Consider the following 15,316-nt stretch of genomic DNA (forward strand, 5'->3'; position numbering starts at 1 on the left):
GATCAATCCAGAATATGCATGACCATCGGCGTGTCGAGCAGGCTGTCGGAGCCGGCCAGCCGCTCCAGCGTCTCGCGCACGCAGCGTTCCTCGCCGGCATGGGTGACGATCGCCACCAGTACGCCATCGGCCTGATTGGCGCCGCGCTGGATCATGCTCTCGATCGAAACGCCGGCATCGCGGGTCGCGGCCGCAATCTCGGCCAGCACGCCGGGGCGATCCTGCACCTTGAAGCGCAGATAGGCGCGGCCGATCCGCTGGCCGGCGTCGGCCGGCTGTTGCGGGGTCAGGGCGGCGACCGGCATCGCTAGCGCATCGCCATATTCGTCGCGCGCCACGTCGATCAGGTCGGCGACCACGGCCGAAGCGGTCGGGCCGTCGCCCGCGCCACGCCCCTGGAAGAAGAGACGACCGACGAAATTGCCCTCGGCCACCACGGCATTGAGCGAACCGTCGACATGGGCCAGCGGATGATCGAGCGGCACCAGCATCGGATGGACGCGCTGGAACAGGCCTTCCGGGCCGTTCTCCGCCATGCCGACCAGGCGGATGCGGAAGCCCAGCGCCGCTGCCTCGGCGATGTCGGCGGCGATCACATGGCGGATGCCGGTGGTCGCGACATGGTCGAAGTCCAGTTCGGTGCCAAAGGCGAGGCTGGCGAGGATGGTCAGCTTGTGCGCGGCATCGACGCCGTCAATGTCGAAGCTCGGATCGGCCTCGGCATAGCCCAGCTCCTGGGCTTCCTTCAGCACCTCGTCAAAGCCTCGGCCTTCCTTCTCCATGGTGGTCAGGATGTAATTGCAGGTGCCGTTGAGGATGCCATAGACGCGGCTGATCTCGTTGGCGGCCGCGCCTTCGCGCATGCCCTTGATCACCGGGATGCCGCCGGCGACCGCCGCTTCATATTTGAGCGCCACGCCGGCCTTCTCGGCGCGGCTGGCAAGGTCCAGGCCATGATGGGCCAGCATCGCCTTGTTCGCGGTGACGAACGGCTTGCCGGCGGCCAGGCACTGGCGGGCGAGGGTGAGAGCCGGGCCATCGGCGCCGCCGATCAGTTCGACCACCACGTCGATATCGTCGCGGGTCGCCAGCGTCGTCATGTCGTCGACCCATTCATAGGGCGACAGGTCGACGCCGCGATCCTTGTTGCGGTCACGCGCGGAGATGGCGACGACCTGCACCGGACAACCGGCACGGCGGGCAATCAGGTCGCCATTGGTGTTGAGCAGGCGAATGACGCCGCCACCCACCGTTCCGAGGCCAACGAGCGCGACGCGCAGCGGGGCATGGCGGTGGAGATTGGTCATGGTGTTTCCTGGTCCTTCGCACTGTAAGAGCCGCGCTGATAGCGGCCCGAGCGCCGCTGTCCAAGGAAAAGCACAGCGGCGCCCGATTGAAAGATAAGTGCGTAGGGGGTCAGCTCGGCTTTCGATTGCGTGCGCAGCGACCGAGTGCGTTCAGGACGAACTGGTAATCGGCGCGGGCGGCTTCGGCGTCCTGCACTGCCAGGGTGCGGACCGACCGGGCCGGCAAAGTGGCCGGCAGGCTGCAGCTCAACCGATACCAGAGCAGGCTGCCGGGGGCAGGGGCGCGGGCGGCTTCGTCGACGATTTCGCCCAGCGCCACGGCCCAGCTGGGCTGTTGTCCGGGGCGGCGGATGATCGACAGCGACACCGGGTCGCCATTTTCGGTGCGCAGGAAAATCTGGGTCTCGCCTTCGCCTGCAATCGTGCCGGCAACATGGAAGGCGTCGCCCAGGCCGATGATTCGCGGTGCGGCATCGGGTGCGACCAGGGCGGATAGCACCGCCTTCACCCGTTCTACCTCGGCGGGGGTGGCGGCGATCTGCGCATCGCGCGCGATCAGCTGAATCTGGCCCGGCCGCCCGCCCGGACGGGCGAACAGCAGCACCTGTGCCTTTTTCAGCTTGGGCATCTTGCCCTTCGAATCGAGGCGGGCGTCATACAAGTAGCCGACGGTCGGGCTTATGCCCCCTTCGCCGCGAATCAGTGCGGTCACTTCGGCCTCGACATAGACCCTGCGATAGCCTGCCGGGACGTCCGGAGCCTGTTCGGGCTTCAACGGGACGATGTTGCTAATGCGCACGTTGGCAACCAGCGGTGCCGCATCGGAAAGGTCGGCAATGTCGGCATAGGTCAATCCGGCGGCAACCGTCGATGATTGCGCTGTCATCGAATTTGTCTGAGAAAATGCCGGAAAAACGGCGGTATATGAGGCCGAAATGAGGCACAGCGAGGCGAGTGTCTTCATGGCGATGGTGGATTTCTTCTGCATCTTCGTCCTATGCTGTCAGCCCGTGGCAGGGATGTCACAGGCAAGTCATTCCGGTGTGTGATGGTAAACGCAAGCCGGTAGTTCGATAAAGCGTTTGCGTGCCACGATGCGCCGCGATAGGAGTTCGCACGGTAGCAAATGGACGGATAAGGGCCAAAGGTGGTCGGGGATAGCCCCGGGCAGCTCGGGCCGTTTTTGGCTGATTTGTACAACCCACTGGTAAGATGAGTTAAGGAGTGTCGTTGCCGAATGGCCTATGCTGACCACTCGCAAGGATCGAGTCGCACGATATCGATCGTCATCGTCGCCCTGATTCACGCTGTTCTCGGCTATGCCTTCGTCACCGGTCTTGGCATGAAATATGTCAAAAAGGCGGCGGAACAGCTGAACGTGATCGACGTGAAGGAGGAGCCCCCGCCACCTGACGAGGAGCCGCCGCCGCCGCCGCCGGACAAGCCGATTGAGCCTCCGCCGGTCGTCGCGCCGCCGCCGATCGTCCAGACCCCGGCCCCCGCGCCGCCGATCCAGACGGTTCGGACGCCGCCGCCGGTGTTCAATGAGGTTCCGGTGCCCGCACCGCCGCCGGCCCCGCCGCCGCCGCCCGCTGCAAAGCAGGCTGCAAAGGGCGTGTCGCCGCGTGGCAATCCGGGTTCCTGGGCAACCACGGAAGACTATCCTTCGCGCGCTCTGCGTGAAGAAAAGCAGGGGACCACTGGTTTCCGTCTTGAAGTGGGCGCCGATGGCCGTGTCACGAGCTGCACCGTTACGCAGTCGAGTGGCTCGCCTGAACTGGACGACGCAACTTGTAAGCTGGTTTCCCGCCGCGCGCGCTTTAGCCCCGCGGAAGATGACCAGGGTAACAAGATCCCGTCGACCTACGCGAACCGCATTCAGTGGCGGATCCCGCAGTAATTTAAACGGGAGGGCAGGCGCCCGGCGCCGCTCTCCCCTTTCACGATCCTTTTGAGAGGGAAGTCTTGAACATGTTGATGTATCTCGCAGCCGCGGCGCCCAAGCCGGAAAACCCGTACGGCCTGATGGAAGCCCTGGAGCAGGGCGGCACCATTGCCTGGACCGTCTTCATCATCCTCTGCGCCATGTCGGTCGGCACTTTCTACATCCTGTTCACCAAGCTGATCGAACAGCAGAAGGTGATCAGCCAGGGCAAGAAGATCCGTGCGACCTTCTGGCGCGCCGCTTCGCTGAAGGAAGCTTCGGCCAAGCTCGAAAAGAACTCGGCCTACAAGCAGATCGTCGATGACGGCATCAAGGCTCAGGAAGAGCATGGTAAGCTGAAGGATCCGGTCGAAGCACATGACTGGCTGCACGGCTCGCTGGCTCGCTCGGAAGCCGCGATCAACTCGTCGCTCGGTGGCGGCCTGGCGTTCCTCGCCACCGTCGGTTCGACCTCGCCGTTCATCGGTCTGTTCGGTACCGTTATCGGCATCTACCGCGCTCTGATCAAGATCGGTGCTGCCGGTCAGGCCTCGATCGACGCCGTTGCCGGCCCGGTCGGTGAAGCTCTGATCATGACCGCGCTGGGTCTGGCCGTGGCCGTTCCCGCCGTTCTGGCCTACAACTTCCTGCAGCGCCGCAACAAGGCGATCTCGGAACAGCTGAACGGCTTCACCGTCGACCTGCTGGCCTACCTGGTTTCGGACGGCGCCGTGAAGCCGACCGTTGCTGCCGCTCCGGCCGCTGCTGCTGCCAAGCCGGCTGCTGCGCCGACCAAGGCCTAATCGCCTTAAGACGCCGGTTCGGGCGCCGGGTGGCGGCTGCGACCACCCGGCCCCTGCCGGACAGGGGCCCCGGTTAACGGGGCACCTACGACACCAAGGTTAGGATTGTATCAATGGCAATGAGTGTTGGCTCCGACGGCGGTGACGACAAGCCGATGTCCGACATCAACACGACGCCGCTCGTCGACGTCATGCTGGTGTTGCTCATCATCTTTCTCATCGCGGTCCCGGTCGTCGTCCAGACGGTCGATCTGCAACTTCCCAAGGTGGCGTTCGAGCCGACCACGACGAAACCCGAAAATGTTTCCTTGTCGGTCACCTCGGCGCCCGACGGCAGCTGTGCGGTTTACTGGAACCTGACCAAGGTCAGCTCCGACGAACTGCTCGATCGCGCCGTCGCCAAGCTGGAAGCGGACATCAAGAAGGCTGGTGGTGTTGAAAATCTGACGCCCGAGGATCTGCCCGAAGTGCATATCCGCGGCGACATCAATACCCCCTATCGTTGCATCGGCGGCACCATCTACACGATGCAGCGCGCCGGTTTCCCGAAGGTGGGCTTCATCTCCGAACCGGAACCCGGTTCGACGACGACCCGCCTCTGATCGGCCGCATAAGGAGAATTCGTTATGGCCATGAGCATGGGCTCCGATGATGGTGAGCCGATGGTGGAAATGAACACGACGCCGTTGATCGACGTCATGCTCGTTCTCCTCATCATGTTCATCATCACCATTCCGATCCAGACCCACGCGGTTAAGATCGATCTGCCGCAGAGCGCGCCTCCGAGCGACAATGTGGTCGACCCTGTCAAGAACAAGGTCGCGATCGATGCCGGCGGCGTGATCAGCTGGAACGGTGCGCCGATCGACCTGCTGACCCTGCGTCAGTATCTGCAGCAGTCGCTGCGTCTGCCCGTCGAGCCGGAACTGCAGTTCCAGCCGAACGCGCAGACCCGCTACGTCGTCGTTGACGAGGTGCTGGCGGAGATCAAGCGCGCGGGCGTGACCAAGCTGGGTTTCGTCGGCAACGAGCAGTATAGCTCGTTCTGATCCCTGATCGTCCGGGGCCCGTCGGTCTCAGACTTCCCGTCTCCGACCCGTCGGACGATCAATCGGACCACAGACCAGGGGCTGCTTCGGCAGCCCCTTTTTTGTGCCCGTCCGTCTCCCGCTTAACATTTCCCTTACCTTCCTGCGCGATGCTGAACGGGAATGGGTGGATGTGGACCATGGGCGCTGAACGACTGACCGAATTGGAACGCAGGGGCCGGCTTGCCGAACGGCGCGACGTTGTGATCAGCGTCAAGGTGCGGCGTCCGGGCGAAACCTGGTTCACCAGCAATATCGCCGATATGTCGCTCACCGGCTTTCGCCTGCACAGTTTCATGAAGCTCACCGTCGGCAGCGAATTGTGGATCATGCTGCCGGGCTTCGAGGGCCGCCGTGCCCGCGTTCAATGGGTGCGCGCGCATGAATCAGGCTGCACCTTCGAGCGCCCGCTCCATCCCGCCATCTTCGACTATATCGTCCAGCGCTGCCTCGCCGGTCGCTGACCGCGCGTCCGGCGGGACGGCGGTTCAGCCGTCCAGCTGGTCCTGGAATTGCAGGCTGGCCAGCCGCGCATAAAGGCCGCCCAGCGCCACCAGCGTCGCATGGTTGCCCTGTTCGACGATCCGTCCCTGATCCAGCACGATGATCCGGTCGGCGGCCCGCACGGTCGCCAGCCGATGGGCGATGACGATCGTCGTGCGCCCCTGCATCAACCGGTCGAGCGCATCCTTGACCAACTGCTCGGATTCCGCGTCGAGCGCCGACGTCGCCTCGTCCAGCAGCAGGATCGGCGCATCGCGCAGCAGCGCGCGGGCGATCGACACGCGCTGGCGCTGCCCACCCGACAGCCGTGCGCCGCCTTCGCCCAGATGGCTGTCCAGCCCCTGGGGCAGGGCGCGCAGAAAGGCTTCGGCATTGGCCGCCCGCGCCGCGGCCCATATCTCCTCGTCGCTCGCGTCCCATTTGCCATAGCGAAGATTGTCGCGGGCGGAGGCGGCGAAGATCACGCTGTCCTGCGGCACCATCGCCATTGCGGCGCGTAGCGCGGCCGGATCGGCGGCCGGCAGTGGCACATCGTTCAGCCGCACTTCGCCCTGATCGGGGTCATAGAAGCGCAGCGCGAGCTGGATCAGCGTCGACTTGCCGGCACCCGAAGGCCCGACCACCGCCACCGTCTCGCCCGGCGCAATGTCGATCGTGACGCCGTTCAACGCGGCCTGGTCGGGGCGGGTGGGATAATGGAAATGGACATTGTCGAAGCGCAGCCGCGCGCCCTGCGCCAGCGTCGGGATCGCGACCGGCGCCGCTGGCGCGGCGATCGCCGGCTCGGCCACCATCAGCTCGTCAAGCCGGCTCGCCGCCCCGGCGCCACGTAGCAGGTCGCCCCAGCTTTCCGACAAGGATCCGAACGCGCCGGCCACCAGCCCGCCGGTCAGCACGAAGGCGGCGATGCTGCCGCCTGACAGGCGCCCAGCGGCGACATCGATCGCGCCCAGCCACAACACGCCGGTGATCGATCCGAACACCAGCGCAAAGGCGATCGCGGTCATCACCGCGCGCAGCAATATGCGCTGCCGCGCGGTGGCAAAGCCGCTCGCGACGGTCGCGTCGAACCGGGCCGCCTCGCGCCCTTCCTGGCCAAAGCCCTGGACGATCTTCATCGCGCCCAGCACTTCGGTGGTGACGCTGCCGACTTCCGCCAGCCGATCCTGGCTGGCGCGCGACAATTTGCGCACCCGCCGGCCCAGCGTCACCAATGTCAGGACGATCACGGGTATGCCCAGGATCAGCAGCCCCGCCAGCTTGGGCGCCAATATGAACAGATAGATGAGGCCACCAATGCCGGTGACCAGGTTGCGCAGTGCGACCGACACGGTCGATCCCACCACCTGATCGATGATCGCGGTGTCCGCCGTCATGCGCGAGGCGATCTCCGACGGCCTGCTTTCCTCGAAGAAGGCCGGCGCCTGGCGCAGCAAATTGGCCTGGGTCGCGCTGCGAATATCGGCGACCACCCGCTCGCCCAGCCAGGACACGAAATAGAAGCGCAGCGCGCTCGCCAGCGCCAGGATCACCACCAGCAGGAACAGATATTCGAACCAGCGGCTGATATCGCCACCGCCGGTAAAGCCCTTGTCGATCACCAGGCGAAAGCCGCTCGGGATCGCCAGCGTCGCGGCCGAAGAGACGATCAGCGCGGTCAGCGCCCCGGCGATCCGCGCCGGATAGCGCGTCGCAAAGCGCCACAGCATGGCCAGACTCGACAGGGCAGGGCGATCGGCGCGGCGCGGCGCGGGTGCGGTGGCATCCTCCATGTCGGGGCGTTAGCAGCGCGGCGCGCCCGCCTCAATGGGCGCGCGTCATCCCGCCGCTCAGGCCGCCGGCGCGATCCGTTCGGCCAGCGCCATCAGGCGCGGCGTATCCGCCTTGCCGGTCAGCGCATAGGCCATGTCGCCGGCCTCCCAATAGGCGACCGTGCCGTCGCGCCGCTCCGCGATCAACGGCTGCCCTTCCGCCGGCGTTTCCGCCCGGTCGGCGAACAGCGACAATTGCTCGCCCTTCTCGGTGATCAGCGCGATCGCGATCGCCGGGCTGTCGGCAGTCGGGAACAGTTGCACGTCCCGCACCTGCCAATTGGCCGGCAGGCGCGGCAGCACGATGCCGGTCGACCGCCGGATTTCGGCATCGTCCAGCTTGGCGCTCTCGACCTGCGACGCCATCTGCTGGCGCAGCAGGCCGGCGCGGCGCGATGCGGCCGCCTCGTCCAGGAAGGTGCTGGCCTGTGCCGCCTGGGGAAATTCGCCCAGCGCCCCCCGGCCGATCCATCCCGTCGCCAGCAGCGCCGCGATCGCCGCCGCCCGCCCGACATGGCGCCAGCCGCGCCCGGCCTCATTGTCATTGGCCACCGGCTGCGACATGTCGCGGCGCCGGCCGACCAGCGTCCCCTTGGTGCCGTCATGCATCAGGCGGAAATCGATATGCGGCCAGCGCTTGCGCCAGCGGCGCGCGACCAGCCGTTCGCCCGGCCGCGCGGCATCGTCCAGCAGCACCACGCCATTGGGCGAGAGGCGCGCGAACAGGCAGTCGGCCGCGCCCCGCACCAGCGGATGCACGCTCCAGGGCGGGCCATCGATGATGATCAGGTCGATCTGCTCGGGCAGCCGGTCGATCGCATACCAGCGGCCCGGCCAGTCGGCGCTTTCGTGCGTCAGCGGCGCATGGCGGATATCCACGTCCAGCGCATGGTCGGCCAGCCATTGCCGGGTCGCGTCGACAAAGCCGCCATGCTGGTCGAAACTGTGCAACTGGCCGCCGCCATGCAATTGCAGCGCCCGCGCCGCGATCAGCGAGGATGCGCCCGCGCCCAGTTCGACGACATGCGCCGGCCGCAGCCGCGCAATCTCGCGCACGATGTGGCGCAGGAAACCGACATCGGCCTTCCAGCTTCCCAGATGGGGCAGCGCATCATGGGGCAGCTGCAATTCGTCCAGCAGCGCGCGCTTGTCCGCCTTGCGCCCGCCCGACAGGCTGGCGAGCAGCCAGGGCCAGCCGATCGCGCCAAAGGCCAGGCGCCATGCCATGTCGGAGGTGCGGCGGGACAGGTCATCGGTCACGGGTTCGGATTCATTCAGCGAGAGGAAGCCGGTCAATTCACGGGAAGTCACGGGGAAATACGCTCCTGTCGCAAAGGCGGGGACTATGCCGGCCGTCCTGTTTCACGCATATGACGCCCATCCAATTGGTCAAATCATGACGCAGGAAACGCCGATGACCCGTATAATTTCCGCGACGGTCGAACGCTGGCCGGTGGCGGGCGCCTTCATCATCAGCCGCGGCGCCAAGACGGAGGTGGACGTCGTCGTCTGCACCGTGGGTGACGGCGATCATGTCGGACGGGGCGAGGGCACGGCTATCTATTATGAGGGGGAGACCGCACAGGGCTGCGCGGCGGCGATCAACGCCTATGCCGGGCCGCTCGATCGCGAGGCGCTGTTGCAGGCGATGCCGCGCGGTGCCGCGCGCAACGCGCTCGACTGCGCGCTGTGGGATCTGGAGGCGAAACGGGCCGGCGTCCCGGTCTGGCAACTGGCCGGCCTTGCCGCACCGACGCCGCTGCCCACCGCCTTCACCATCAGCCTGGGTGCGCCGGAGCCGATGGAGGCCGATGCCCGCGCGGCCGTCGCGCGCGGCTTTGGCCTGCTCAAATGCAAGCTGACGGGGGAGGGCGATCATGCCCGCATCGCCGCCGTGCGTGCCGGCGCACCCGGCGTCCGGCTGATCGTCGACGCCAATGAAAGCTGGCATGACCGCGACATCGTGGCGGAGGCCGCCGCGCTTGCCGAACTGGGCGTGGAAATGGTGGAGCAGCCGATCCTGCACGGGCGGGAGGATAGGCTGGCCGGCCTACACGCGCCGCTGCCGCTCTGCGCCGACGAAAGCTGCCACACCCGCGCCGATCTCGACCGGCTGGGCGATTTCGACGGGGTGAATATCAAGCTCGACAAGGCCGGTGGCCTGACCGAAGCGCTGGCATTGGCGCAGGCAGCACGCGCGCGCGGCTTTCGCATCATGGTCGGCTGCATGCTCGGCACCTCGCTCGGCATCGCGCCTGCCGCCTTGGTGGCACAGGGCGCCGACTGGATCGATCTCGACGGCGCGCTGCTGCTGGCGAAGGATCGCGACGGCGCCTTGCCGCTGCGCGATGGCCTGCTCCACCCCGGCACCCTCTGGGGCCAGGGCTGAAACCATTCCTCCCCGCAGGCGGGGAGGGGGACCATCCGCAGGATGGTGGAGGGGGCAGCCGTCTGAAGCCAGCCCCCAACCGGCCACCGCTTTCCTACTCGCCCATTCTCTGGTCTATCCTCGGCGATGCAAGTCCGATCATCGCCACCCATTGGGCGCCCGATCGCCTGTAGGCGGCGTGACCCAAATGTCGCCTCGATGGCGCGTCACCGTCGCCTGGTTGTGGCCCGATCGGCAGGCAACTGTGACCCAGGTGTCGCGCCGCTGTCGCGCGACAGGGGCGTGGGTGGTGCATATCCGGGGCAAACGGCCCGATTTGCCCGACGACACTGTGAACTTCGGGGCTGTCGCGTCGGCGTGACCCTGCCGGGCCCGCCGATCGCGACAGATTGTCTTGGCTCAGTAACCCAGCGTCAGGCCGACGCTATAATATTTCGGGCCGACATTGGCCTTGGCACGCAGCTTGGGGATCAGCGGCATCGCCAGCGTCGCATAGGGTCGGGTATTGTCGCCGCTGAAGCGCACGCCGGCACCGATCGAGACCGACATGGGAATCGTATAGGCCGCCTCGACCCTGCCATAGAGCTTGGTGTCGCCATCGCGCAGATAGACGCCGCCGCCCGGCGTCAGGCTGAAACCCGCCATGTCGAGCGCATAGCCGGCGCCGATCTCGGTGCCCCAATGGCCGTCGGCGCGACCATAATTGACTTCGGCGCCCAGTCCCTCGGCATGGGCGGCAGGCGCCATAAGGGGGGCAGCGATCAGCAGGCCAAGGGCCGCCATCCGGTTCATTTTCATGGCAAATCCATATCAGTCATTGGTGATGGGTGGGTAAGGGCGCGGCTGGTCCCCGCCGGCAAGCGGAAAGGGGACCAGCCGAATCGGTCCTGCGGTAAAGCGAGGCGTTTCATTCTATCCGTCGACGCGGCGCACTGGCTGCACCTCGGCATAGGGCATGATCGCCTTGCCGTCGGGGGCCGCGGTGAAGCTGGTCTGGGTTGGATAGGCGAACTCGATACCCTCGGCATTGAACCGCTTCCAGATGGCCAGGCCGATGCGATGGCGCATCTGGAAATAGTCATGATGGTCGGGATCGGGCACATCGAAATTGAGCTGATAGTCCAGGCTGCTGGCGCCAAAGGCGATGATACCGGCATTGACGAAGATCATGCCTTCCGCCTCGACGATCTCCTTCAATATGGTGGGGATCGCCTCGGCCTGTTCCTCCGACGTCTGGTAGATGATGCCGATGGCATAGGTGACGCGGCGCTGGATCAGCGTCTGCAGGCTGGTAATTTCCTTCTGCAGCAGGTTCGCGTTGGAAATCACCTTCTTCTCGCCGCTCATCGCCCGCAGCCGGGTGGATTTCAGGCCGATCTTCTCGACCCGCGCCGTGGTCTGGTCATAGGTGATGATCTCGCCCTGGCGGAACGGCTTGTCGAAGATGATCGACAGCGCCGCGAACAGATCGGAGAAGATGCCCTGCGCGGCAAGGCCGATCGCGATGCCGCCGATACCCAGACCCGCGACCAGGCCGGTCACGTTGACGCCCAGATTGTCGAGGACTACGATTGCGGCGATCGCGAACAGGGCAAAGGTCACCAGGATGCGGATCAGGCCCATCGCATTGGCCAGCGTCTCGCCCTGGCCATCGTCGGCCAGCGTCTTGCGCTCGATCAGGCCCAGGATGATTTCCCGTGCCCAGATCGCGGCCTGCACCACCACGGCGATGGTGAAGAAGAAGGTGACGGTCTTGTCCAGCGACGCGGGCGCGTCGGCGAACACCACCACCAACCGGGCCGCGACCATGATCATGAAATATTGCGTCGTGCGCGCCGCCGCGCGGCTCAGCACATTGCCCAGGCCCAGCGGGTCGCCACGCCGGCCGCGATGCTTGGTGCCGATCCGGCGCAACGTGGCGAGCGCCAGATAGATGATCGTGGCCGCGCCGATGGCGATCAGGATCTGGATATAATGAAGCTGGAACCAGGCGATGGTCGAATGCCACATTTCCGTGAGGTTGGGCGCACGCACACTGATGTCGATGCCGGGGTCGTTCTTGTTGGCCATGCTGATCCTTGATTGATGGTCCGTGGGCTCGATCAGGCCGCCGCTGCCAGCGGGGGCGCGTTGGCCAGATCGTCGAGGAACGCGATCAGCCCGCGTTCGTGACGCGACAGATAGCGCGTCCGGCGCGGCAGGCGAAGCCCCTGCCGCCATTCATCCTGTCCGTCCTTGCACAGGTCGATCAGGGCGGGGTGGATATAGGATTTGCGGCTGATCGCCGGTGTGTTGCCCAGCGCCGCGGCGACCGGGGCGATCATCTCCTTGAGCGAGACATGGTCCGCCGCCAGCATCTCGAAGGCGATGGTCGATGCGCCCCAGGTGCGGAAATGCTTGGCGGTGAAGTCGCCGCCCATAGCCTGCGCGATATAGGCGTTGACGTCGCTCGAACTGATCGGATGCGCCTCGCCATCCTCGTCCAGATATTGGAACAGATGCTGGCCCGGCAGATCCTGCACCGCCCGCACGAATCGCAGCAGGCGGCTGTCGGTGATGCTCAGTTGCTGCTCCTTGCCGGACTTGGCGCGGTAGCGCAGGGTCAGGCTGCGGCCATTCAGGTCGACATGCCGCCGCCGCAGCGTGGTCGCGCCGAAGCTCTTGTTGGTGGTGGCATAATGTTCGTTGCCGACCCGCAGCTTGGCGAGGTCCAGCAGCCGTACCACCGCCGCGATCGTCCGCGTCTTGCGCAGGCCGCGCCGCGACAGATCCTCTTCCATCTGCGCCCGCAGTTGCGGCAGGGCGCGGCCGAAGGCGGGGCAGCCGGCATATTTCTCCGCCTCGCGCGCAGCCCGGAAATCGGGGTGATAGCGATATTGCTTGCGCCCCCGTTCGTCATAGCCGGTGGCCTGGATATGGCCGTGGGGGGAGGGGCAGAACCAGCAGTCGCGATAGGCGGGCGGCATGGCGATCGCGTTCAGCCGGTCGATCTCGTCCCGGTCGGTGATGCGGCTGCCGTCCGCCGCGCGATAGGCCCATCCCTGCTTCAGCGCGCGCCGGCTGATGCCGGGCATGCCGTCATGGCTGTGGATGATGGCGGGGGACGACATGGGGACCGGGCGACCTTCTTTCTCCCGGTCCAACCCGTGATGATCGGCTTCGTTCCGCGAGCTGCCTGCCCGACGCTGTCAGGATGGGCGCGATCGCAGCCGCTGCAGCCAGCCGGTGCCCGCGCCATAATGGCCGGTCCAGGGCAGCAATTGGCGGCGCACCGTCGTCGCCTGGGCGCAGCCGACGATCAGGCTGATAACCGCCAGCGGGAAGGCCAGCATCATGGTGGCGGGCATGGCAAAGGCGAGGGTGATCGCGGAAAGCCCGCCGCCAAAGGCCGCCAGCGTCGCCCGCAGGTCGCCGTCGGGTCCGCGCAGCCAGAACAGGCAGCCCGTGACGCCCAGCGCGAACATGGCGATATTCTGCATCGCGCCGGCCGGCACGATCGCGCAGGCGGCGATCAGCCCGATCATCGCCAGCGATGCGCGGCGCCACTGCCAGCCGCCGATCAGGCGGGTGAGCAGCGGATAGAGCAGCAATTCGCAGGTCAGTGCCGCCAGCAGGATCGCGCCGGGGGCCGCCGCGCCCGCGCCGTCCGCGATGAAGGCGACGACCGCGCTCGCCGCCCAGGGCAGCATCCGCGACGGCGCCATGCGGATATGGCTGATCCAGCCGGTCATGCCCGGCCGCAATGCCCAGCGCCGGTCGGCCTGCCGCAACTGGAAGGCCGACAGGGCAAACAGCATCTGCACGCCCCATGGCATATAGGCGGGGGACAGCAACGGGGCGGCCAGGATCAATCCCAGCATCAGTCCCTGAAGCCAGCCCAAAATCCGCAATTCCATGGTCATGCCGTCACTCCCGCCTGCGCGCCAGGCTGTTCGAAGAACGGCACGCGTCCGGCGTCCTTGCGCTTGCGGGTCAAATAAGTGTCGAGGCCGATCTGGAGCGAGAGCATCATGAAGATGAAGGGCTGATAGGCGATGCCCACGAACAGCGATCCGATCATGTAGACGACATGGCCCTGCTGTAGCGCCACGGCGAAGGGCGCGATCCAGGCCTCATCCGGTCCGTCGCGCTTGCGATACATGCGCCGGATCGATTCGGTGCGGATGAAGCAGCTCAGGTGCAGCAGCGCCCACAGGAAGAAGCCGAAATAGCCCTGTTCGCCCAGCATCTCGAAATAGGCGCTGTGATAGGCACGGCCCTTGTCGGTGACCAGGCGGCGCTCGATCCGCTTCTCGTCGCCGTCACCGACCTCGCTCTGGGCGAAATAGGTGAAGCTGTTCTGGAGATAATTGTCGAAGCCGCCGCCGCCCGGATGGGTCTTCACATAGTCGAGCGTCCACATCCACACCGCGACGCGGGTGGAGGCGCTCTCGTCGCCCTGGTGATTCTCGATCGTCTGCATCCGCTTGGTGAAGCTGGCGGGCAGGAAGGGGATGGCGGCCAGCGCGGCAAAGGCCAGCAGCGGGCCATAGACGAATTTGCGCTTCGACCGCATCAGCATCATGCCGGCCAGGATGACCAGACAGACAAGGCCCGTGCGTGCTTCGGTGCCGACCGGCATCAGCATGCAGGCCAGGCACAAGGCATAGGCAAAGGCCTTCACCTTCCAGTCGGGCGGAAAGATCGTGCCATGCTGGGTCAGCCACAGGATGATCGGGATCAGCGCGATCGCCACGCAGGAAATGATGCTGCCCTCATACAGGCCGCTATTATTGTCGACCATCAGATTGAGCACGCCATAGCCGCCGCCCGACAGCGCGGTCTTCATGCCGCCATTGATGATGATCGTGCTCGCGCACAGCACCATGAACAGCGCCAGCGCCTCGATCCGCAGCCGCGTGCGCAGCACCAGCGGCAGGAACACGGCAAAGACGATCGCCTTCCACACCCAGGCCCATTTGGTCGCGGCGTTGATCGGGAAATCGGCGGTCGCGGTGGTATAGCCGCACCAGGCCAGCAGGACGAGCAGCAGCACCTGCCGCGCGGAAAAACGGCAATCCTTCTTGTCGTCCACCAAGGCCCAGGCACCGACCGCACAGACGAAGGCGATCAGCGAGATCGGGATCGAATTGAGCAGATAATAGCAGAGCCGCTGGGGCGAAACGATGTCGATATAGGCGTAGATGATGACCAGCAGGAACGGCCGCTTGAATCCCATCAGGAAGAAGGCGCCCAGGAAGGCGATGAAGAACAGGTCACGCATCGGCGGCGTCTCCATCCGGCGATGCTGGCGGGGTGTCGATGTCGCGATCCACGTCCGGGCGCGACAGCAGCCGCCAGGCGGCCAGCAGGATGACGCCATGGCTGATCAGCAGGGATAGGGTATCAATCATTGCGTGTTTTGATCTGCCGGTTCTGGACTCTTGCCCCGGAAAATCCCTAGCGTGACAGAGTTGACGGGGCGTTAAACCTTTTTCGGCAAAAAGTTAC

At 65.7% G+C, this 15,316-nt stretch carries 16 protein-coding genes; 6 read left to right on the forward strand and 10 right to left on the reverse strand.

The window, feature by feature from the left end:
- Positions 1-2: 2 nt before the first annotated feature.
- Together VHN57_RS23415 and VHN57_RS23420 are read right to left on the reverse strand one after the other, a co-directional pair.
- A complete protein-coding gene (locus VHN57_RS23415; protein WP_010336871.1) occupies positions 3-1,307 on the reverse strand; it encodes a homoserine dehydrogenase in 1,305 nt (434 codons plus the stop codon).
- A 109-nt stretch (positions 1,308-1,416) separates the two neighbouring features.
- Entirely contained in the window at positions 1,417-2,295 is an 879-nt protein-coding gene (locus VHN57_RS23420) for a hypothetical protein (protein WP_279729425.1), read from the reverse strand.
- A gap of 249 nt (positions 2,296-2,544) precedes the next feature.
- Here VHN57_RS23420 and VHN57_RS23425 point away from each other — a divergent pair, with 249 nt between their 5' ends.
- From VHN57_RS23425 to VHN57_RS23445, 5 genes are all read left to right on the forward strand, one after another.
- Positions 2,545-3,207 (forward strand): energy transducer TonB, encoded by a 663-nt coding sequence (locus VHN57_RS23425; protein ID WP_004209989.1) that lies wholly within the window; start codon positions 2,545-2,547, stop codon positions 3,205-3,207.
- Positions 3,208-3,278: 71 nt separating this feature from the next.
- Positions 3,279-4,034, forward strand: a complete 756-nt coding sequence (locus tag VHN57_RS23430; RefSeq protein WP_004209990.1) for a MotA/TolQ/ExbB proton channel family protein — start codon at positions 3,279-3,281, stop codon at positions 4,032-4,034.
- A gap of 113 nt (positions 4,035-4,147) precedes the next feature.
- A complete protein-coding gene (locus VHN57_RS23435) occupies positions 4,148-4,636 on the forward strand; it encodes an ExbD/TolR family protein (protein ID WP_004209992.1) in 489 nt (162 codons plus the stop codon).
- A gap of 24 nt (positions 4,637-4,660) precedes the next feature.
- Positions 4,661-5,083 carry an ExbD/TolR family protein gene (locus VHN57_RS23440; protein ID WP_004209993.1) on the forward strand — a complete coding sequence of 141 codons (423 nt, stop codon included), beginning with the start codon at positions 4,661-4,663 and terminating at the stop codon, positions 5,081-5,083.
- A 179-nt stretch (positions 5,084-5,262) separates the two neighbouring features.
- Positions 5,263-5,586 carry a PilZ domain-containing protein gene (locus tag VHN57_RS23445; protein WP_026108744.1) on the forward strand — a complete coding sequence of 108 codons (324 nt, stop codon included), beginning with the start codon at positions 5,263-5,265 and terminating at the stop codon, positions 5,584-5,586.
- A gap of 24 nt (positions 5,587-5,610) precedes the next feature.
- Here VHN57_RS23445 and VHN57_RS23450 read toward each other — a convergent pair whose 3' ends face one another.
- Positions 5,611-7,398, reverse strand: coding sequence for an ABC transporter transmembrane domain-containing protein (locus tag VHN57_RS23450; protein ID WP_423285807.1), 1,788 nt, complete (start codon positions 7,396-7,398; stop codon positions 5,611-5,613).
- A 57-nt stretch (positions 7,399-7,455) separates the two neighbouring features.
- Positions 7,456-8,748 (reverse strand): class I SAM-dependent methyltransferase, encoded by a 1,293-nt coding sequence (locus VHN57_RS23455; protein WP_423285809.1) that lies wholly within the window; start codon positions 8,746-8,748, stop codon positions 7,456-7,458.
- 103 nt (positions 8,749-8,851) lie between these two features.
- On the opposite strand from VHN57_RS23455, the gene dgcA reads away from it, so the two are divergent.
- Positions 8,852-9,826: an N-acetyl-D-Glu racemase DgcA gene (gene dgcA, locus VHN57_RS23460; protein WP_423285811.1), complete on the forward strand. Its 975-nt coding sequence runs from the start codon at positions 8,852-8,854 to the stop codon at positions 9,824-9,826.
- 399 nt (positions 9,827-10,225) lie between these two features.
- On the opposite strand, the gene VHN57_RS23465 is transcribed toward dgcA, so the two are convergent.
- The 6 genes from VHN57_RS23465 to VHN57_RS23490 all read right to left on the reverse strand — a co-directional run bounded on the left by VHN57_RS23465 (position 10,226) and on the right by VHN57_RS23490 (position 15,219).
- Positions 10,226-10,624: a hypothetical protein gene (locus tag VHN57_RS23465; protein WP_010336879.1), complete on the reverse strand. Its 399-nt coding sequence runs from the start codon at positions 10,622-10,624 to the stop codon at positions 10,226-10,228.
- Between the two features lie 114 nt (positions 10,625-10,738).
- Positions 10,739-11,896, reverse strand: coding sequence for a mechanosensitive ion channel family protein (locus tag VHN57_RS23470; protein ID WP_333702728.1), 1,158 nt, complete (start codon positions 11,894-11,896; stop codon positions 10,739-10,741).
- Between the two features lie 32 nt (positions 11,897-11,928).
- A complete protein-coding gene (locus VHN57_RS23475; RefSeq protein ID WP_423285813.1) occupies positions 11,929-12,936 on the reverse strand; it encodes a DNA topoisomerase IB in 1,008 nt (335 codons plus the stop codon).
- A gap of 78 nt (positions 12,937-13,014) precedes the next feature.
- On the reverse strand, positions 13,015-13,728 hold the full coding sequence (locus VHN57_RS23480; protein WP_423285815.1) for a hypothetical protein: 714 nt from the start codon (positions 13,726-13,728) through the stop codon (positions 13,015-13,017).
- Positions 13,725-15,089 carry a putative O-glycosylation ligase, exosortase A system-associated gene (locus VHN57_RS23485; RefSeq protein ID WP_423285817.1) on the reverse strand — a complete coding sequence of 455 codons (1,365 nt, stop codon included), beginning with the start codon at positions 15,087-15,089 and terminating at the stop codon, positions 13,725-13,727. The genes VHN57_RS23480 and VHN57_RS23485 overlap by 4 nt, the downstream gene beginning before the upstream one ends.
- Positions 15,082-15,219, reverse strand: coding sequence for a hypothetical protein (locus VHN57_RS23490; protein WP_423285819.1), 138 nt, complete (start codon positions 15,217-15,219; stop codon positions 15,082-15,084). Before VHN57_RS23490 ends, VHN57_RS23485 begins: the two co-directional genes overlap by 8 nt.
- Between the last annotated feature and the right edge of the window lie 97 nt (positions 15,220-15,316).

The organism is Sphingobium salicis subsp. salicis (assembly GCF_049472635.1).
GTDB classification, from domain to species: Bacteria; Pseudomonadota; Alphaproteobacteria; order Sphingomonadales; family Sphingomonadaceae; genus Sphingobium; species Sphingobium yanoikuyae_A.

Bases quoted from the DNA above. Each gene is read 5' to 3' on its own strand.
- VHN57_RS23415 (WP_010336871.1), bottom strand. From the start codon at position 1,307: ATGACCAATCTCCACCGCCATGCCCCGCTGCGCGTCGCGCTCGTTGGC.
- VHN57_RS23420 (WP_279729425.1), bottom strand. From the start codon at position 2,295: ATGCAGAAGAAATCCACCATCGCCATGAAGACACTCGCCTCGCTGTGC.
- VHN57_RS23425 (WP_004209989.1), top strand. From the start codon at position 2,545: ATGGCCTATGCTGACCACTCGCAAGGATCGAGTCGCACGATATCGATC.
- VHN57_RS23430 (WP_004209990.1), top strand. From the start codon at position 3,279: ATGTTGATGTATCTCGCAGCCGCGGCGCCCAAGCCGGAAAACCCGTAC.
- VHN57_RS23435 (WP_004209992.1), top strand. From the start codon at position 4,148: ATGGCAATGAGTGTTGGCTCCGACGGCGGTGACGACAAGCCGATGTCC.
- VHN57_RS23440 (WP_004209993.1), top strand. From the start codon at position 4,661: ATGGCCATGAGCATGGGCTCCGATGATGGTGAGCCGATGGTGGAAATG.
- VHN57_RS23445 (WP_026108744.1), top strand. From the start codon at position 5,263: ATGGGCGCTGAACGACTGACCGAATTGGAACGCAGGGGCCGGCTTGCC.
- VHN57_RS23450 (WP_423285807.1), bottom strand. From the start codon at position 7,398: ATGGAGGATGCCACCGCACCCGCGCCGCGCCGCGCCGATCGCCCTGCC.
- dgcA (WP_423285811.1), top strand. From the start codon at position 8,852: ATGACCCGTATAATTTCCGCGACGGTCGAACGCTGGCCGGTGGCGGGC.
- VHN57_RS23465 (WP_010336879.1), bottom strand. From the start codon at position 10,624: ATGAAAATGAACCGGATGGCGGCCCTTGGCCTGCTGATCGCTGCCCCC.
- VHN57_RS23470 (WP_333702728.1), bottom strand. From the start codon at position 11,896: ATGGCCAACAAGAACGACCCCGGCATCGACATCAGTGTGCGTGCGCCC.
- VHN57_RS23475 (WP_423285813.1), bottom strand. From the start codon at position 12,936: ATGTCGTCCCCCGCCATCATCCACAGCCATGACGGCATGCCCGGCATC.
- VHN57_RS23480 (WP_423285815.1), bottom strand. From the start codon at position 13,728: ATGACCATGGAATTGCGGATTTTGGGCTGGCTTCAGGGACTGATGCTG.
- VHN57_RS23485 (WP_423285817.1), bottom strand. From the start codon at position 15,089: ATGCGTGACCTGTTCTTCATCGCCTTCCTGGGCGCCTTCTTCCTGATG.
- VHN57_RS23490 (WP_423285819.1), bottom strand. From the start codon at position 15,219: ATGATTGATACCCTATCCCTGCTGATCAGCCATGGCGTCATCCTGCTG.